An 18,587-nucleotide genomic window follows, 5' to 3' on the forward strand; every position below is an offset into this window, starting at 1 on the left:
AACACAAAGGTTTAAAGGAAGGAAGCAGCATGTTCTCTTTACTTTTTATCTCAGTGACACTTTGAGCATTCCTGTTTTTGTGGCTTTTTTTCAGGCATATAACCATACTCACCACTGACTACTCACTTTACATATTGCTGCACAGGTAGCCTATTGGTAATGCTACGGGCAAGGGTCATTTCATCGGCATATTCTAATTCGCCGCCAAAAGATATGCCCCTGGCAATGGTGGTGATTGTGCAGTTTACATTTCCCAATTTCCGTTGGATATAATAAATGGTGGTGTCGCCCTGTATATTGGGGTTCAGGGCAAACAGCAATTCGGTGGTTTCTTCGTTTTTTATCCTGGCAATCAAGGTTTCAATATTCAACTGGTCTGGGCCCACGCCATCTAATGGGGAAATAATTCCCCCTAATACATGGTAAGTACCGTTGTATTGCTGCGTGCTTTCTATGGCAATTACATCCCTTATGTTTTCTACCACGCAAATCATTTGCTGGTTGCGGCCTACAGCATTGCTGCAAATATGGCAAACAGCAGCGTCGCTTATATTGAAGCACCGCTTGCAAAACTGGATGTCGCGCCGCATCTTGGCTATAGTGTCGCCAAAATGCTGCACTTCACCCATATCTTGTTTCAACAAGTGCAGCACTAGCCGCAAAGCGGTTTTTTTGCCTATACCGGGCAGCCTAGCAAATTCTGCCACTGCATTTTCTAATAATTGGGAAGGTAACTGCATCTATTTCCTGAAAAGTGCAAAGGTGAGGGATAAAAATGAGATATGCGTAAATGAGGAAACTTATACATTGCTACTGATTTTTTTTCGCCACAAAGGCTTGAAGGCTCAAAGTAATACGAAGGAAGGAAGAAAAGAGAATATGTTTTAGGTTATCCCATACCCTTAGACTTCTTTTTCTTAGTGCCGCTTCGAGGCTTCGTGCCTTTGTGGCAAAATACTATCCTACAGCTTTTTCCAAGCAATCCCAAGCCGTATCTGCCGTTTTTTCCCAGTTAAAAACTGCTACTTCCTGTAGCCCTTTTGCAATAAGGGCACTCCGTTGCTGCTCGTCTTTATACAACAATTTCATTTGATTGGCCAATGCTTCTATATCATTAGCCGGGGCATAAAGGCAGGCTTCGCCTCCTGCTTCTTTTAAATTAGCATTAGCGGCGGCAATTACCGGCACGCCGCATTGTATGGCAGAAAGCAAGGGAACGGCATCTGCCTCATAAAAGGCGGGGCATATAAAAGCATAGGCAGCGGCTGTTACCGTAGCCAATTGCTGTATTGTAATATCTTTTAGCAACACTACATCCTCCTTGTATTTGTAGCTGTTTAGTTTTGCCAGCACGTCATTTTTTGGGGAAAAGGAAAAAGCACCCGCTACCAGCAATTTCATGTTGCTTTTGTGCCACTTTTTAAACAGAGAAAATGCTTTTAGCATACCTTCTATGTTTTTTACGGGCTGGTTGCCCCCGGCAAATAAAAAATATTCCCTCCCATCCGCATAGCTGTCTTTTGTTTGCTGCCTTTGTATGCTGTCAATTGGTTGGAATATGGGGTTAGCCGCTGCACTCACAAAAGAAATTTTATGTGCCACTTTGGGAAATTGGGCTATCAAATCTTGCTTTGCACTAGCGGAGAGTACAATTACCTGATTTGCCTTTTTTATGGCTTGCTTTGTATGGTATTTGGCACGCCAAGCCTGCATGGTAGTTAAAAAACGAGGCTGGTTTATCCACAACAAGTTTTCTATTACTATAACTTGTGGGATTCTGGTTACAGCACTGAATAAACCATAAGGCTGCAAAACCACATCGGCCTTTAGTTTTTTTAATATACGAGGCAACTGTACATTGTTCCAGATTTTTAATGCAGCCAATGAGGTGATTGCTGAACGAACCAAAACAGGTGTACTGTTTGCGCTGCTATTAAAACATTGCTTATCTGTGTTGCGTACTATGAGAAAAAAATGGTGTTCGGGGTATTTGGTCATTAGCACATTAACCACCTGCTGCAAAAACAACTGGTTCTTGCTTGCCGTTTCATCACCAAGGCAAATTGTATTTACGGCTATTTGCATAGGTGGCAAAAATAAGCTGGTTTTTTATTTGCCGTGGTAATATTGGACAGCAATAGAAAATAACGGCTCTCTGGAACTAAATTATTATCACCATATTGCTATAAATACAAAATTTATTGAGCAACATCTTTTTTTATTAACATATACGCTTATTTTTGAAGCATTGGTAGCAAATTACGCTTATTAAAAAAAAATTAAATAAAAATGACAAATTTTGAATTAATACCAGCAAGCCTTAGCAAGAAGCTATTGGGCTTAACCATTAACGAAGCTTTGCAACAAGGCATTATCACAAGTGTGGGCGACGAGCAGGGCAATTTTATTTTTGCTGACGGCGAACACCCAGACGTATTTTATGCGCTGATAAACAACTACATAGTACGTTGCAGCGAAAGCGTTACCAGTAGCGGCCTAGAAATAGCTTCTATTGCAGGAGGGCTGGTGTTCTACAAGTTTTTGCAAAATGGGGAGGAATCCTGCAAAATTGGTATGCCGCATACTGTAAAGCTAGGTTATGTGGTTTCGCAATTGCCTAGGTAAAAAGTTTATACCACTGATTAAATGATTTTAATGATGGAGGTCCTTGATTTTAAAGCGTTTTATTAAAATCATTTTCGCAAACCATTTTCAGATGACTATATATATTGCTACAAAGACACAAAGGCTCGAAGTAGTGCTAAGAAAAAAAGTTACTACCCACCACATAGTAAAAGCGAAATGCTTTATTAATCTGTGGTGAGTAGTAACATATTTATTTACCCAGCATCTAACGTTATTATTTCTATTGAGCAATTGATTTGCATTTTTTGCCCCCTTTCGGCAATAAAGCCAAGCGTGTTTTTCAATGAGCTGGTTACTGCTTTTAGTTCTTCAACCCGTTTTATAGAATTGGAAACATCTTTGCCAAACCTTTCCTGATTGCTGAACAACTCCATTTGGTGATGGTTAATTTTATATTTTATAAGGCCAGACAATATTTTATCTGCTTCTAATGGGGTGAAAACACCATCTATTAACTTGAAACTATGCTTTGTACTCATCATTAACTGATTAAGGTTATTTCACTTTGTATATTGATAGTTGCCCCTGACTGACCTACAAATTTCCTGATTTCAGACAAGTCGTTCTGCAGCCGCTTAATTTTACCCTCGGCAAACTTGATGTCCTCCTCATTGGAGGTATTGCTTATTTTGCTTTCGTGGTATTTTACTTTTACTTGGATCATCTGGGCTATAATGTCAATTGCGTCTTTTGCGTTGAACTGCCCTTGTATAAGTTGTATATTCATAATGTATTTTTTGCTTGTTTTTCACCACATAGGCAGATAGAACACATAGATTTAAGCGAGTAAAGGATAGAAAACATAGAATATTTCCATTCTTTTTAAGCACTTCTTGTTTGGTAAGCGATTTTCAAAGGATAACAACTCCTATGTTCCCTCTCTTTTCTTCGCTTAAAACTATGTGCCTATGTGGTGAGTGGTGAGAAATGATTTTTTATTGTCCTTGTGCCAATGAAAACGCCTGTTTGCCGTCAAAAGCATAAAGGTTTTCGGTTTTAATGGTGTCGATATTGTGGTTTACTGCATTTGTTAATAGACCGATGATGTCTTTTTTGCCAATAGCAGCTCCTTCCGCAGGTTTGAAACGGCACCTCCAATGGTCTGTGCAAAACGTTTCTTTGAAACCATCTGGATACACTTTGATACCCCTGTTGGTTATCATGGAAAGTTTCACGGCATCTGTGTCTAGCTGGTGTATGATTGTTGCCAGCTCGTCGGGGTTGGTGCCAGCCCAGTGTACAAACACATCCACGCCTACTAATTCTTTTTTGGCAGCAGGTCTTCTTTTATAGGTTGGTAGGTTGAGCGCTGCATTATTGTCGTAAGACACTTCTTTTAGCAAACTGGGCTTTTTCCCTAGGTTGGCTATCACCGCTTGTGCAAACTCCTTGGTGCCTACTTTTTGCTTGCTTGTGCCTTCCTTATATATATCGTAGGTATGTATGCCATCCTCAATGGTTTTTAGCCATGCATTCTGCACTTTTTCGGCTATTGCTGTTTGTCCAATATGGTTCAGCATCATTACAGCACCTTGCAACAAGCCAGATGGGTTGGCCGAGTTTTGCCCTGCCCTCCTTGGCGCAGAGCCATGTATGGCTTCGAACATGGCACATTCCTCGCCTATATTTGCCGAGCCAGCTAAGCCAACTGAGCCAGTAATTTGCGCAGCCACATCCGACAATACATCGCCATATAAATTGGGCATCACTATCACGTCAAAAGCCTCGGGTGTATCGGCCAATTTTGCTGCGCCTATGTCTATTATCCAATGCTCATTTTCTATTTCGGGGTATTCTACTGCTATCTCGTCAAATACTTTATGGAACAATCCATCGGTTTGTTTCATGATATTGTCCTTGGTAAAGCAGGTTACTTTCTTCCTGCCATATTGCTTGGCATATTCAAAAGCATAGCGTACAATTTTCTCGCAACCAGGGCGGCTGATTAATTTTAGGCACTGCACCACTTCATCAGTTTGCTGATGCTCTATGCCAGCATACAAATCTTCTTCGTTTTCCCTAACGATCACCACGTCCATTATTGGGTGCTTTGTTTTCACGAACGGGTGCAGGCTGGTGCAGGGGCGGACATTGGAATAAAGTCCTAAAAACTTACGGGTAGTAACATTAAGGCTTTTGTAGCCGCCGCCTTGCGGGGTAGTGATGGGGGCTTTTAAAAAAACCTTGTTCCTGCGGATTACATCCCACGATTCTTTTGCAATGCCAGAAGTGTTGCCGGCCAAATACACTTTTTCGCCCACTTCAATTTCTTCTACTTCTATCTCGGCACCTGCTGCCAAGATAATCTCAAGGGTTGCGTCCATTATTTCTGGCCCTATGCCATCCCCTTTTGCAACTGTAATCTTTCTCATATTTTTTGTCTTTGTTTTATTTTGACAATGCAAATATGGATAGCACAATTGATATATTTTTATTTATAGTTTCAATGATTATTATAAATAAAATTTATGATTATTTTTTTACCACTAAGGTGCAAAGGCTTTAAGTAGCACAAATTTTAATGGAAATAGAAAAATATGTTAGCAATATCTTTTAACCTTCTTTCTTAGTTCCGCTTGGTGCCTTCCTGTCTTTGTGGCAAAAAAACATTATTTCAATATCCCCGCTGCCCATTCCATGGCATACTTAGCTTTGTAACATTTCAGGGCTAAGTCTATTTGCTTTTGTAATATTTCTATCACTTTGGTTTCTCGGCTGTTTACCAAGAAAAGAGAGCTTTCACCTTGTTCAAATTTTAATTCTTCGGTGTGCAGCAAGGCTTGGTAGTTAACATACATATTGCTGGAGATTTGCAATTGCTTCGCCAACGCATAAAATTCATTATAGTAACTGCGTATTTTATTTTCTGTCTGCTGCCGCTTGTTCAGTAATTCGAGGTTGGTTTCTTTAATTTTCAATTGTGCTTTTTTATAATCGCCTCGGGCTTCCCTCAAATATAAGGAGAAGCGTATATCTATCCCCCATTTATAATTGTTTTCTAAATAATTGGTACCAAAGTTTTTGGGTGCGTAATAATCTTTGCTCAGCAAATTGGCCTTGGCCGTAAAATATGGCAAAAGGCTTTGTGCTTTTAACCTTCGCTCCACTTCCAAGCCCTTTAGCTTGTAGTCATACATTTGTAAGGCTGGGTTTTGGGTGGCAGATTGCGCCAACAAATCTTCCACGTTTTTAAAGTTGCTGGTGTTTGCAAATGACAGCCTATCTGACACATAGTTGTCAGGCAACTGGAAGGCAGTATAGTTTTCAAGCCATAAGTAGTTGGCTAGTTCCATCTTTGCATTGTTCAGTTTCAAGAGTGCATCTTCCTGTAATAGTTGATAGTTTTGAATTTGCGTATAGGCCTCAATGGTATCTGCCATAGCACGGTCGCCGTTGGCAAATGCAATGCGCACAAGCCGCATCCTTTTGCTGGCTATTGCCACAAACTTTGAATAAGCCATATACTGCTGTTGGCTTGCCGCCCACTGCCAGTAAGCAAGGCTGGCATCGAACAACAAGTTGTTGAACATCAGCAGCCGCTCCTGCTCGCTTTGGCTGCGGAGTATTTTGGCCTGTTGCAACACAGCCCGCCGCTTGTCTATCATCAAGCCCTTTGCCAGTGGTATCTCCAAGCCAATATAACTTGATTTGCCTTTTGTAATTTCCGATGAAAGGTTGCTGCCCCCATTGTTTTCTATCCCGGTTTTTAAGTTGCCCACGGGCAGTGGGGCAATCAATTCTGGATTGGTGTAGTAATAATAATTTTTGCCGTCAAGCGTTTTGCGGCTGGCGTCTAAATCCAAGGCGGGGTCAAAAGCCCCTTTGGCAGCCATTAGTTCTGCTAGGGCTTTGTCTACTTGTATGTCGGCTTGCTTGGCAAGGGGGTGGTATTTTTTTACTTGCTGCAAAAAATCGTCTATTGTAAATATTGTTGGGGCATTGCTTTGGGCATAGCACCCTGCAACCAGAAATAAAACCCCGAAAAGGGATATAAATTTTTTATCCATGATTTATTTGAATCTAAATAACAACGTTGTAATAAGGGTTGCCAACCTTTTGAAGGTTGGCAACCCTATACTAGACCAGACCATTTATCCTTCTTTTTCTTGGTGCTACTTCGTGTTTTTGTGCCTTCGTGGCAAAAAACTAATAGTCCTTTTTCTTGTCCCCTCCACTTTTAGATGGCTTGTAATAATCTGGCGGGAAGCCATTGATATTGCGCCATAGTTCGTAGTAAACAGACACATTCTTCAGTAAGGATATACCGGTGGCACCACCTCCCATTTTCAATTGGGTAGGCCACTTTTTTTCTTCCGGGTCTTCTGCTACCAGCACCCTGAACTTGCCGTTGCTGCTTACCGACGTTTCCACAGCCGATACCTTGCCGCCAAACGTGCCAAAGCTGTTTTTGGGCCACCCGCTAAACACGATAGCAGGGAAGCCGTCAAACACAAAACGCACTTTTTGCCCAATATTGATTAGTGGCAGGTCCATGGGTTCCACAAACATTTCCACTGCATACTCTATTTCCTGTGGCACTATTTCCACTATCATCTCGCCCTCTTTTACCATTTCGCCTAGGCCCGCTACTTTGGCTTTTATCACCTGCCCGCTTTGCGGTGCCCTTATATAGTATAGCTTGTTCCTTGCATCGTAGCTGGCGTATGTGTTTTGGAGTTTTGAAACATCCGCCTCTGTAGAAGCTGCGGCAGAAATAGAGGAGAATTTATCGCCCTCGGCCTTGGATATTTTATCGGTGTATTCCTGCACCGTGCTATTTTTTTCAATCCTCAAAATGGTCAGTTCCTGCTTGTTCTGTGCCAATTTGTTTTCGATGCTTGTTTTTTTGGCACTGCCATTCTGGTAATTGGCGCGCCGCTTTTCAAACTCTACTAGTGAGATGGCTCCACTGTCCAGCATTATTTTTGCCGCATCTATCTGCCGCTTGTAAATACTTAGCTCGTTGGTTACTGCTATCAAGTCGGCACTGTCGCTGGCTACTTTTAGCTGTTGCTGTTGCAGCTTGTTGTCCAGCGATTGCATTTTTAATACCTGCATTTGGAGTAGTGCTGCCGTTTGTGTTTGGGCTGTGCCCGCCTTGCTTTTGTAGCCTTCTATGCTTTGCTGTTTGGCATCTATCTGCTGTTGTGTCCTTCTTAGAAGCTGTGGATCGAAATAATCTACTTTTACTTCGCCCAACTGCAAAATGGTGTCACCTTCTTTTACAAAGTCACCTTCTTTTATGTACCATTTCAATACCCTGCCTGCAATAATGGTGTTTATTTCCTGCGGCCTTTGTTCTTGCCTAATGGTGGTAATAGCCCCTTTTGCACGGATATTCTGTGTCCAAGGCAAAAACATTACCAGCACAAGGATTATCAAGATGCCCCAAAGCCATTTTTTTATTTGGTTTTGTTTTTCAATTTTGTACACTTTCTTAAAAGAACCCAAGGCACTTTGTTCTGCCTGGTGTTCTATATCTGCTATTATAAAATTTTTCATTTTTTATTTTGTAAAAGGCTGAAATTGTATTTAAAGTTTTATAGTAGCACCACACTGCTTAGAAAAAAAAGTATTGCCGGATGCAATGAGTACAGTAGTGCTTTTAAGTTTTTTCAAGCAATCCATCAATACTGTACCTGTAGCTTCGTCTAGGTATTCCAAGGGTTCTTCCAGCAGCAACAGGCGGTGGTTGCCTAGCAAGGCGCGGATCAATAATATTTTTTGCCTTGTTTGCTTAGATAAGCGTTTGCCTACTGGGTCAATTGGCATATACAAACCCTGCTTGCTCGTTTGCACAAATTCGGTTAAATCAAATTTTTCGACCATTTCAGTTACTTCATTCAAACTAATATCCTCATTGCCCATGGTGATGTTTTCCAATAAAGTGCCATGAAAAATGTCTTGGTTGTTCAATAATACCCCCGTCCTCTCCCGAAGGCTTTGCAAATTGTAATTCTCAATTGACTGCCCATTGATTAAAATAGCCCCTTCGTAATTTTTGTAAGTGCCCGTCAGCAGCCTCAATATGGTTGATTTGCCTGCACCAGATGCACCTGTTATATGCACAAGCTGCCCAGCTTCGATAATGCAATTAAAATTGTGCAGTATAGTATCTGAATGCGGGTAGCTAAAGCTGGCATTTTTAAATTGTATGGTTATACCCTCTTTAATATCTTCCAACACAAGGCTGCCGCCCGTTTCTTTTTCTGCCTCGGTTATTTTGGCCAATTTTTCTATAGATACCATTGCATCATAAACTTTGTCTAGGCTTACAATTAATTTTTCAACAGAGCCTATTATGGTGATAATCACAATATCTGCTGCAATAAATTGGCCTACATTTATTTGCTGGTCTACCAGCAGTATAGAGCCTACAATAAGCATGGCTGCCGTGATGATGATTTTGAAACTAATCAAGCTCCAAAATTGTATCAGCAATATTTTAAAATAGCTGGTGCGCGCCTCTAGGTGGTTGCTGATAAGGCCATCGGTTTTGGCAATATGCAATTCGCTTTTCGAATACTTGAATGAATTTACTACCCTGGCTGTCTCTTGCAGCCATGCCGCCACTTGGTATTTATAATCGCTAGATTGTAGTGCCAATTGCAAGCCCTGTGGCGAAGTAAAGTATAAAATAAGTATTAATATAAACAACAACATGATGCCAAACCCAATGAAAACAGGATGGTAAAACGCGAGTAAGAGCAAGCCCAATAAAATTTGTATGATGGCGGCTGGCAAGTCTAGCAGCAACTTGTCTAGCCCTTTTTGCAGCGAAATGGTATCGAAAAAGCGGTTCACCAACTCGGGCAGGTAGTAATTATCTAGTTTTTCAGTATTTAGTTTAGGCAACCTGTCGCTAAACTCCAAGCCATACCGAAGGAATATTTTTTGCTTAAGTTTTTCAATAATCTCTAGCTGCCTTACTTGCAGCAAGCCATTTAAAAACGTTCCAAAAACCACTAGCATTATCAGCACAATGATGGAAGTGGAAATAGAACCCGCCATTACAAAACTGAGTATGGTTTGTATGCCTAAAGGAAGCGACAACTGCACCACGCCAGCCATGATTGCAAAAGCATAAATGGATGAAATGTCTTTCTTGTCGAGCCTGATAATTTGGTAAAACTTTTTTAGGGAACTACTGATGGATACATGGTTGCTTGAAGCCATATTTAAAAAACATGTTTGATGTGAAATAGGTGCTTATTTTTTCCAATAACAATTTTAAAGCCGATTTTAATTATTATTTAAGCTATTTTTAATTATTGCAAAAATGAATAATGTCATTTATATAATACCATTCATCTTTGTAAAGAAAATCATAAAAATTATTTATGAACTATACTTTTAACCAATTACGGATTTTTTTAAAAATCACGCAAACGCAAAGCGTTACCAAGGCCGCAGAAGAATTGCACCTTACGCAGCCAGCAGTGTCTATCCAACTGAAAAATTTTCAAGACCAATTTGAAATACCACTTACTGAAATGATTGGCAGGAAAATTTTCATCACCGATTTTGGGAGAGAGATAGCCGTGGCTGCCGAGAATATTTTGAGTCATGTACATGCTATTAATTACAAGACCTTGGCACACAAAGGCCAGTTGGCAGGCCGCTTAAAAATATCGGTGGTATCTACAGGCAAATATGTGATGCCATACTTTTTATCAGATTTTTTGAACCAGCACGAGGGGATAGAATTGATGATGGATGTGACCAACAAACTGAAAGTGCTGGAGAGCTTGGAAAAAAACGAAGTGGACTTTTCCCTTGTATCTGTATTACCTGAAAACTTGCAGATAGAAAAAATGGAGTTGATGCAAAACAAACTGTATGTGATAAGCAATACAAAACAGCAATTTGAAAACAAACTGCATGACAAAAGCATTTTTGAAACGCTACCCTTAATTTACCGTGAACAGGGTTCTGGTACCAGGCAAACGATGGAGAAATTCATCCTTCAAAACAGTTTGCCTGTGAGGAAAAAAATGGAGCTTACATCCAACGAAGCGGTAAAACAAGCCGTTATTGCAGGCTTGGGCTGCTCTATCATGCCCTTGATAGGCATAAAAAACGAATTGCAAAATGGGGAATTGCAAATAATACCAGTAAGCGGGTTTCCGATAAAATCGGTTTGGAATTTAATTTGGCTGAAAGGGAAAAACCACTCGCCACTTGCCCTTGCTTATTTGCATTATTTAAACACGGAAAAGGAGAACATCGTCCACAAGCGGTTCGATTGGTTTGAAAAATATTAGTGTTTCACTACTCGCCACTTATAAAATATTGCCATTAAGGCATTAAGAAAAAGAAAGTAAAAATATAACCAATCATATCAACAAGCATCCTATATGGGGGAAAATTTGGATGCCCATGGGGGCATATTTCACCCATATAGGATTTTTATTTTGGCCCATATATATATCCATGCCAACTTTACATTAAAACAGGAATTAGCCACACTAGAATTAGCTCCTGCTCAAGTTGGTAGATGACTGGGGAAAATGATAACCCACTATCAAAATCTTATCAGTTTATTATCAATAAATTATCATTCTGCTATAGTAAAACTATCATTCTACTATCAATAAACTATCACAAAATTCACTTAAATTATCATAAAAAATGAAGCTTAAAAAACATAATCAACTGAATATCAATGAGTTATAGGCAAAAAAGGAAATTAGCAAAAAAAATAAACCACTGAAAAACAAAAAATAGCCATTTCAAATCTTTACGTAGTTCTTCAATTTCCCTCTTTCCTTCTCCCTCTCTCTTGTTCTTGCCGAGTCTCCCTTTGGAGGAAGGTTGGGGTGAGGTCGGGCTAGAGTGAGGTTGAAGGGTTTGTGGGGCTATTACCATCAATTATATATGTTGCTGATAAATAAAACAGGACAATAAAAAGCGAAGATTAGGAATGCACCCCCATTCAATTTTAGCACGTTACATATATTTGGTAAAATACACTACTCGTATAGGCTAAATATTTATTCTAAAATCTATTACCTTTAAACTTAACATCCAAGTGATTTTCGTTTAATTGGTTTCATCCAAGATTTACCGCTATATGATAAAATTAAAAAAAGGTAGGGAAGAAATAATATACCTTTTAACAAAGGCAATAGAAAAATACAAGGCTGAAACTGGGCATGAGATAATACAAAACACCAATAGAAAAAATTATGAAGGGCTAGCACAGGTACTTAGCGAGATTAGCAACCAATTGCCCCATACAGAAGCAACACTTGGCCACGACCATTATGCCCCTGATAAAAACCAAGCCGATTCAAAATACCCATTCAGGAAATATGATATTACAGGCGGGCAAATTAAAGACGCTATTTCTGGCATTGTATCTAACCCGAGGCCTTTTTTGGTAGATGCCTGCTATATCTATTTGTTTACTGTTGGCCGAAAAGGCTTTGCCTTAAACCCACTTGATGCAAACCTTACAATAAGCCCTGACGAGGAAGCAGCTAAATACCCAACCCCAACGATAGATACAGATGGTGCATTGCAAAATAGCCCCAATATTATTGAAACTAGAAAGGAACAACATCAAAAAAACAAACCCTTTCTTTTTGCTATCTTCATACTTCTAGCAACAATTGTTTTAATGGGCTGGCAATTGTATAGCAACCACCAAAAATGGCAAACTACAAAGCGTGATTTGAACATATTGCAGTACCAGCCTACTAAAATTGAAATTGACAGCCTAGAAGGGATATGGCTAAACTATATAGGATCCCCACAGGCAAGGTTGTCTAATGCCAACCGATACCATTTGGTAGTGCCAAATATTGTAGAGATAAAATTTAAAGACGGCTATTTTATACTCAACCGCTATGGGGCTAATTTCAATCATGTGGGGTATGCCCAGTTTGAGGCCAAAAACCTAGTATCGTTTTATTCAAGGGTGAAAAATGCGTTGGACAGCATGGAGTCGCCACGGCATACAATGCTTACATTAACCACGAGCAAGCAATATTTAACAGCCATTTCTACTTCATGGAATTTTGACGTGGGCGAAAAAAACAAGATGATTGGCATAAGAGAGGTTTTTATAAAGCTAGGCAAAGGCGGCAGCATAGAAGAAGTAATGAATGAAGTGGAAAACTCTAGTTGCCAATGCAAGATTATCCGGTGGCACAAGGAAAATAAACAAATAAAAACATTTTACCTTAAAAACGAGCTGCTAGACACAATCCCTTTTAAAGAAATAAGGCCGTTGATCAATGAAAAAAGTATCTTGTTTAAAGACCCCGAAGACAGTGTAATGCTTTTGCACCAATGACCACTGTTGGGTTTTAGCAATCAAGTGGCAAAAAAACTACCTTTAGTTGTGAAGATTTTTTAAAGTAATGCCGTATTTTTGCAAGAAGTCTTTTGAAGATTTTACCAAAGAAAATCTTCAAAATAATCCGTATTTTCACAATAAGTATATGCGATACACGAAAGAATCATTGATGCTGCTTCCGTTGGAAGAAAAAATTGCATTGATAACCGATTTATGGGATAGCATTGGTAATCAAGACTTAAACCAATCCATATCTGAAAAGCAAAAAGAATGGATAAGGCAACGTCTTGAACAAGACAAGAACAATTTACTAGGTGCAGTTACTTGGGCAGAATTAAAGAAAAAATATACTAGCTAATTAATTTTGAATTAGTTTTCTAAAATCAAGGCTTACATAAATTATTATCCTGTTTTTTGCTTTCTATAAACCGTAGAAGTTTTTTTGTACCCTTCTACTTTTCTCCCCCCTTCTCCTTCAAATACTTCGCATAATTAATCCCGTACCGCAGCTCGGAATAGGAATAAGCATTGCCCAAGTGTTCCAATAAAGCACTTGCATTGTCGGTATTTAGGGTGTCTATGGCTTTTACAATAGCATTTACCTTTTCTGCTTCCATCAGTTTAAAAATATCTACCTCGTTTGTTTTTACCATTTGCGCTAAATGACCTTCTACCGTGCCCATGGCAAGGTTGCGCTGCTGTGCAATGGCTGCCGGGTCTATACCTTCTTTAAACATCCTTAGCGTTATGGAAACAGTGCTTTCCTTGCCCTCTTTATTTGGTTCTACTTCTTTTTTGGCATTTGTTTTCTCGTGTATCAAGGACGACAATCCTTTTTCTGCACAATAAGCCTGTATCAGCTCCAAGAACTGTTGCCCGTATTTCTCAACCTTGGCATCGCCAAAGCCTGTTATCTTTTTCAGTTCCTCGGGCGCGTGGGGCAGGTAACGTGCCATCTCGTCAATAGTAGCACTACTGGCCACTATATAAATGGGCAGATTGCCCCCTGTGGCACAAAGTTTATCCCGCAGCTCCCGCAATTGCTTGTGCAAAACAGGGTGCGGGCTGTTCGCCCGCTTATAAACCGTGGAACCAGCGTAGGCATTCACATTTAAGGTTGGTACTTGCAGGGCAGCTTTTTGCTCCTGATAACTATTGATATTGAACCCGTTGAAAGCCGTGGCAATCAACTGGTTTTTAGTATATAATAATGCATACAATGCTTTTAGGTTGTCGTAGTATTCCTTTGCATAATTGCGGCTGTCTGTAACCGCTGGCGATTCTGTTATGGCTTGCAACAACTCATTCAAATGGGTTGTAAAATAGACGGCTGCTTTTATTACCCGTTCGTTTATGGTAGTCGTATTATTTTCTTGGAACATTTGCGCCAATTGTGCCTGAAAGGTTACGCCTACCCTTTGCAGGTTTTTTATCTTGGCAAACTGGTCGTTTAGCCAAGGCAGGGTTTCGCTGTTAAAAGAACCTTTGTGTTCATTCAGCAATTGCAACAAACTGTCCATGGGGTCGGTGGCTTTCTCCATGCCGAACAACTGTACCATTGTTTTTTCTTGGAACATCTGCTTGCTAAATAGCAGGTTGCTTTGCAGGGCATTGGCGTTGGTTTTGCTGCGGTCAAATTCCAGTATCCGTTCATCTGTAAACAGGCTGTTATTGGTAATATGGCTTTGGAGCACCAGCCCCTCTAGAGATGTGCAACGGCTTAGTGCGACATACACCTGCCCGGGTGCAAAGGCACTTCCCGCATCTATAATGGCTTTTTCAAAAGTAAGCCCTTGGCTTTTGTGTATGGTTATGGCCCATGCCAGCCTCAAGGGGTATTGGGTAAACGAACCAATAGTTTCCTCCTCTATCTGCTGCGTGGTTTGGTTCAGGGTATAGCGGATGTTTTCCCATTTTTCCTTTACCACGGCTATGGGTTCTGCATCGTCCTTGCATTGCACATAAATGGCATCATTGTCCATCTTGGTAATTACCCCAATCTTCCCATTAAAATATCGCCTTACTTTTTCCTTGTCATTTTTAATGAACATTACCTGTGCGCCCACTTTCAGTTGCAGGTTGTCCTCGGCGGGGTAGGCTTTGTCGTTAAACTCGCCTTCTATGCTTGCTTTGTAAGCCACTGGCTTTGCCACTAGGTTTTCCAGCCCCGTTTGGTTGATGGTTTGTGCCTTATTGTTGTGTGTGGTAAGGGTAATATAGCCCTCGTTTTCACGGGTGGAAAAGGAGGGGTTGTAGCGGCTTTTCAAAATATCCATTGCTTCCTCGTCCATCTGGTGGTTGCGCACTTTGTTCAGCACGCTGATAAATTGAGGGTCGCTTTGGCGGTAAATTTTTTCTAATTCTATGTAGATAGGTGGCTGCAATTCGGCCACTTTGCTGCTAAAAAAATAAGGGCTACTGTAAAACTGGCTCAGCATTTCCCATTCGTCGTTGGGTATCACGGGAGGCAACTGGTGCATGTCGCCAATCAGCAGAACTTGTGCGCCCCCAAATGGCTCGTGGTAGCGGCTGCGGAAATGGCGCATCACGGTGTCTATGGCATCCAGCGTGTCGCAACGCACCATGCTTATCTCGTCTATAATCAACAATTCTACTTGCCTGATTATTTCCCGCTTGTCCCGGTTCAGTTTAATGCGGCCTAGCAAATGGTGCTTGTCCATCATTTTGTCGTTCTGTTGCTGCACGTCCCGCAGGTCAAAAGCCCCCCGCACTGGGCCGGGGATAAAAGGGCTAAAAGGCAATTGGAAAAAAGAGTGTATGGTAGTGCCCCCGGCATTGATTGCGGCAACGCCCGTAGGTGCCACGATAGCACATTGTTTGCCGCTATGCTCACGGATATAGCGAAGGAAAGTGGTTTTGCCGGTGCCCGCCTTGCCCGTGAGGAAGATGTTTTCGTTGGTAAACTGCACATAGTCTGCCGCCAACTGGAATAGGGTATTGTGTTCGGTTGCCATAGGAAGTAAAAATAAAGAATTATTGGAATTTTGAGGAATGTATTGCACTAAGGGTGCATGAAAGTTTTTTGCTTTTTAGTGAAAACACCGTAGTACCTCCCTGCCCGCCACTTATCCCAAAAGCCGGAACAAACACCCCACAGGCAAGAAGATGGGATGCAAAACGAGGACACTTATACAATTTATACACTATTACTTTCTCTTAGGTTTTTATTAAAATAGTTTCAGTTTTGCCAATTTTGGGTCTTTTTCCCTATTTGCGATTTTTTGAAAAATCGCCCCATCGCATTTAAGTAATTGATTATCAACAATAACGGAAAAATTTTATGCTTATTTTGTGCTTATTTAGTGCATATTTTTTGCTTACTTTTTGCTTAATTTATGCGTATTTTTTGAGTACTTTATGCATACTTTATTACTCTAAAAGCAAGGTTAATTTTTTAGGCTAAAACTATCTTAATATTAATAAAAAAAGAACTTTGATGCAAGTGCTAGTTGATAGCTTGTAAAATACATTTAACTTGAGTTTTTAGCAAGTGCATTTCTAGCACAAAGATAAGGTTTTTAAAGATTGGGGAATATCGCCACAAAGCAAAAAAAATTTATGCATCCGCCACTAATACCGAATTTTCACGAATGAATTTTATCAAGCGGTAATAATTAGATGGGTTGAAAATTGATGCCATCTTAAAGCAATTGAATTAATTTTATTTTTTATCCTGAAATTATTAAAATACTAATAAATGAAATAAGTTGAAGCTGCAATATAAAAAAATATTGCACCAAAATATCCCTTCCTTGCATTAGTAGTTGTAAATTTGATACTGCATTTGCCAGTGCAGCCCATTATTTACCACAAACGATTGTACCATGGAAAACAGCAAACGCTTATTTGATTGCGTGGATTATCAATTAGCCAACTTCCCCAAGCAAGCCATGCTTGCCGCAAAGGAAAAGGGGCAATGGAAAACATATAGCACACAAGCCGTTCAAGAAATAGCAAACACCCTTAGTGCAGGGCTGCTGGGGCTAGGCGTAAGCGGCAACAATATGACGGCCGAAGGGGCAGACAAAATTGGCATCATTAGCAACAACCGCCCGGAATGGATTATTACAGACCTAGCCGTGCAGCAAATAGGGGCAATACTTATACCCATATACCCTACCACAAGTGCCACGGAAATTGAGTTTATATTAAACGATGCCGAGGTAAAATATATGTTTGTAAGCGATGCAGACATGCTGCAGAAAATAAAAACCGCAAGCCCAAAAATACCCTCCCTTCAAGGCATTATTACATTTAATGAAATAGAAGGGGCAAAACACTGGTCAGCTATATTGGCACTTGCTACCGATGGCAGTATTGTGCAAGTGGAGCAAATTAAAAAAAGCATACCCACATTGCACACAGCTACCATTATCTATACTTCCGGCACCACGGGCACGCCCAAAGGAGTAATGCTAAGCCATGCCAATATTTACGCCAACGTGATGCTGAGCAAAGCAAGCTTTCCTTTTGAAGATGCCCCACAATCGAAGGTACTCAGCTTTTTGCCACTGAACCATATTTTCGAGCGGATGGTTACTTATATATACCTGTATAGCGGAATTAGTATTTACTATGCTGAAAGCCTGGAAACCATTGGCGACAACCTAAAAGAACTGAAACCAGATGGCTTTACAACCGTGCCACGCCTGCTGGAAAAAGTATTTGAGAAAATAATGCTGAAAGGCAATGAGTTGAAAGGCATAAAGCGAAACTTGTTTTTCTGGGCGGTAAGCCTTGGTGGCAAATACGACAACAGGGTTGATGGCGGCTTTTGGTATAATATGCAGTTAGCCATTGCCAACAAACTTATTTTCAATAAGTGGCGGGCGGCTTTGGGCGGCAACATTAGCTTTATAGTAACCGGAGGGGCAGCCTGCCAGTCGAAGTTGCTGGGCATTTTCAACGCTGCGAAAATACCTGTTTATGAGGGGTATGGCCCAACTGAGAACAGCCCAGTAATATGCGTGAACCGCAAAACAAAAGGCGGGCAAAAATTTGGCACCGTGGGCCCACCTATAGATGGCATACAAGTAAAACTGGCCGATGATGGCGAAATATTAGTAGCAGGCCCTTGCGTGATGCAAGGCTATTACAAAAGGCCAGATCTAACCGCTGAGACCATTAAAGACGGGTGGCTATATACGGGCGACATAGGGACTTGGGAGGAAGGCAACCTGCTAAAAATAACCGACCGTAAAAAGGAGTTGTTTAAAACAAGCGGAGGCAAATATGTAGCACCACAGCCATTGGAAAACAAAATGAAAGAAAGCCCTTTTATAGAACAAGTAATGATAATAGGTGCAGAAAAAAAGTTTGTGGCATCTTTAATTGTGCCATCTTTCCCTACAATAAAAGAATGGATGAAAGACAAAGGAATTGCGATTGGCACAAATGAAGAAATTATAAAAAACAAACTTGTAATAGCACATTTTCAAGGCATCATAGAAAAATACAACAACTTTTTTAACCACGTGGAGCAAGTAAAAAAGTTTGAATTGCTACCCAAAGAATGGAGCGTTGAAACTGGGGAAATGACCCCTAAGCTAAGCCTGAAACGGAAAGTGGTGATGGAAAAATATAGGGATGTGGTTGAGGGGATATATAAGGTTTAGGT

General features: G+C 40.5%; 14 protein-coding genes. 5 read left to right on the forward strand and 9 right to left on the reverse strand.

Annotated features, from left to right (window positions below; translation table 11 throughout):
- Positions 1-122: 122 nt before the first annotated feature.
- Positions 123-740 (reverse strand): recombination mediator RecR, encoded by a 618-nt coding sequence (recR, locus tag ACHFIY_RS09415; RefSeq protein WP_410845830.1) that lies wholly within the window; start codon positions 738-740, stop codon positions 123-125.
- A gap of 217 nt (positions 741-957) precedes the next feature.
- Entirely contained in the window at positions 958-2,085 is a 1,128-nt protein-coding gene (locus ACHFIY_RS09420; protein WP_410845831.1) for a glycosyltransferase family 4 protein, read from the reverse strand.
- Between the two features lie 204 nt (positions 2,086-2,289).
- Between ACHFIY_RS09420 and ACHFIY_RS09425 the strand changes: the two genes are divergently transcribed.
- Positions 2,290-2,625, forward strand: a complete 336-nt coding sequence (locus tag ACHFIY_RS09425; protein ID WP_410845832.1) for a hypothetical protein — start codon at positions 2,290-2,292, stop codon at positions 2,623-2,625.
- A gap of 215 nt (positions 2,626-2,840) precedes the next feature.
- Here the strand turns inward: ACHFIY_RS09425 and ACHFIY_RS09430 are convergent, their stop codons facing one another.
- From ACHFIY_RS09430 to ACHFIY_RS09455, 6 genes are all read right to left on the reverse strand, one after another.
- Positions 2,841-3,128, reverse strand: coding sequence for a hypothetical protein (locus ACHFIY_RS09430; protein ID WP_410845833.1), 288 nt, complete (start codon positions 3,126-3,128; stop codon positions 2,841-2,843).
- Positions 3,128-3,373: a hypothetical protein gene (locus ACHFIY_RS09435; RefSeq protein ID WP_410845834.1), complete on the reverse strand. Its 246-nt coding sequence runs from the start codon at positions 3,371-3,373 to the stop codon at positions 3,128-3,130. The genes ACHFIY_RS09430 and ACHFIY_RS09435 overlap by 1 nt, the downstream gene beginning before the upstream one ends.
- A 208-nt stretch (positions 3,374-3,581) precedes the next feature.
- Positions 3,582-5,018 carry an NADP-dependent isocitrate dehydrogenase gene (locus ACHFIY_RS09440; RefSeq protein WP_410845835.1) on the reverse strand — a complete coding sequence of 479 codons (1,437 nt, stop codon included), beginning with the start codon at positions 5,016-5,018 and terminating at the stop codon, positions 3,582-3,584.
- Between the two features lie 237 nt (positions 5,019-5,255).
- The gene (locus ACHFIY_RS09445; RefSeq protein WP_410845836.1) at positions 5,256-6,653 is read right to left on the reverse strand and encodes a TolC family protein; all 1,398 of its coding nucleotides are present in this window, start codon (positions 6,651-6,653) and stop codon (positions 5,256-5,258) included.
- Between the two features lie 139 nt (positions 6,654-6,792).
- Complete coding sequence (locus ACHFIY_RS09450) at positions 6,793-8,148, reverse strand: HlyD family secretion protein (protein WP_410845837.1); 1,356 nt, start codon at positions 8,146-8,148, stop codon at positions 6,793-6,795.
- Between the two features lie 30 nt (positions 8,149-8,178).
- Positions 8,179-9,822 carry an ATP-binding cassette domain-containing protein gene (locus ACHFIY_RS09455; RefSeq protein ID WP_410845838.1) on the reverse strand — a complete coding sequence of 548 codons (1,644 nt, stop codon included), beginning with the start codon at positions 9,820-9,822 and terminating at the stop codon, positions 8,179-8,181.
- Between the two features lie 164 nt (positions 9,823-9,986).
- Here ACHFIY_RS09455 and ACHFIY_RS09460 point away from each other — a divergent pair, with 164 nt between their 5' ends.
- From ACHFIY_RS09460 to ACHFIY_RS09470, 3 genes are all read left to right on the forward strand, one after another.
- The gene (locus ACHFIY_RS09460) at positions 9,987-10,910 is read left to right on the forward strand and encodes a LysR family transcriptional regulator (RefSeq protein WP_410845839.1); all 924 of its coding nucleotides are present in this window, start codon (positions 9,987-9,989) and stop codon (positions 10,908-10,910) included.
- A gap of 809 nt (positions 10,911-11,719) precedes the next feature.
- On the forward strand, positions 11,720-12,946 hold the full coding sequence (locus ACHFIY_RS09465; RefSeq protein ID WP_410845840.1) for a hypothetical protein: 1,227 nt from the start codon (positions 11,720-11,722) through the stop codon (positions 12,944-12,946).
- A 148-nt stretch (positions 12,947-13,094) separates the two neighbouring features.
- Positions 13,095-13,307, forward strand: a complete 213-nt coding sequence (locus ACHFIY_RS09470) for an addiction module protein (RefSeq protein ID WP_410845841.1) — start codon at positions 13,095-13,097, stop codon at positions 13,305-13,307.
- A gap of 94 nt (positions 13,308-13,401) precedes the next feature.
- Here ACHFIY_RS09470 and ACHFIY_RS09475 read toward each other — a convergent pair whose 3' ends face one another.
- Complete coding sequence (locus ACHFIY_RS09475) at positions 13,402-15,924, reverse strand: helix-turn-helix domain-containing protein (protein ID WP_410845842.1); 2,523 nt, start codon at positions 15,922-15,924, stop codon at positions 13,402-13,404.
- A gap of 870 nt (positions 15,925-16,794) precedes the next feature.
- Between ACHFIY_RS09475 and ACHFIY_RS09480 the strand changes: the two genes are divergently transcribed.
- The gene (locus ACHFIY_RS09480; protein WP_410845843.1) at positions 16,795-18,585 is read left to right on the forward strand and encodes an AMP-dependent synthetase/ligase; all 1,791 of its coding nucleotides are present in this window, start codon (positions 16,795-16,797) and stop codon (positions 18,583-18,585) included.
- Positions 18,586-18,587: the final 2 nt, after the last annotated feature.

Source organism: Parasediminibacterium schistidii (assembly GCF_046546515.1).
Lineage (GTDB): Bacteria > Bacteroidota > Bacteroidia > Chitinophagales > Chitinophagaceae > Parasediminibacterium.

What these genes read in the sequence shown, in the direction of transcription:
- ACHFIY_RS09430 (WP_410845833.1), bottom strand. Translation starts at nt 3,128, where the DNA reads ATGATGAGTACAAAGCATAGTTTCAAGTTAATAGATGGTGTTTTCACC.
- ACHFIY_RS09460 (WP_410845839.1), top strand. Translation starts at nt 9,987, where the DNA reads ATGAACTATACTTTTAACCAATTACGGATTTTTTTAAAAATCACGCAA.
- ACHFIY_RS09440 (WP_410845835.1), bottom strand. Translation starts at nt 5,018, where the DNA reads ATGAGAAAGATTACAGTTGCAAAAGGGGATGGCATAGGGCCAGAAATA.
- ACHFIY_RS09455 (WP_410845838.1), bottom strand. Translation starts at nt 9,822, where the DNA reads ATGGCTTCAAGCAACCATGTATCCATCAGTAGTTCCCTAAAAAAGTTT.
- ACHFIY_RS09435 (WP_410845834.1), bottom strand. Translation starts at nt 3,373, where the DNA reads ATGAATATACAACTTATACAAGGGCAGTTCAACGCAAAAGACGCAATT.
- ACHFIY_RS09420 (WP_410845831.1), bottom strand. Translation starts at nt 2,085, where the DNA reads ATGCAAATAGCCGTAAATACAATTTGCCTTGGTGATGAAACGGCAAGC.
- ACHFIY_RS09480 (WP_410845843.1), top strand. Translation starts at nt 16,795, where the DNA reads ATGGAAAACAGCAAACGCTTATTTGATTGCGTGGATTATCAATTAGCC.
- ACHFIY_RS09465 (WP_410845840.1), top strand. Translation starts at nt 11,720, where the DNA reads ATGATAAAATTAAAAAAAGGTAGGGAAGAAATAATATACCTTTTAACA.
- ACHFIY_RS09445 (WP_410845836.1), bottom strand. Translation starts at nt 6,653, where the DNA reads ATGGATAAAAAATTTATATCCCTTTTCGGGGTTTTATTTCTGGTTGCA.
- ACHFIY_RS09475 (WP_410845842.1), bottom strand. Translation starts at nt 15,924, where the DNA reads ATGGCAACCGAACACAATACCCTATTCCAGTTGGCGGCAGACTATGTG.
- ACHFIY_RS09450 (WP_410845837.1), bottom strand. Translation starts at nt 8,148, where the DNA reads ATGAAAAATTTTATAATAGCAGATATAGAACACCAGGCAGAACAAAGT.
- ACHFIY_RS09470 (WP_410845841.1), top strand. Translation starts at nt 13,095, where the DNA reads ATGCGATACACGAAAGAATCATTGATGCTGCTTCCGTTGGAAGAAAAA.
- recR (WP_410845830.1), bottom strand. Translation starts at nt 740, where the DNA reads ATGCAGTTACCTTCCCAATTATTAGAAAATGCAGTGGCAGAATTTGCT.
- ACHFIY_RS09425 (WP_410845832.1), top strand. Translation starts at nt 2,290, where the DNA reads ATGACAAATTTTGAATTAATACCAGCAAGCCTTAGCAAGAAGCTATTG.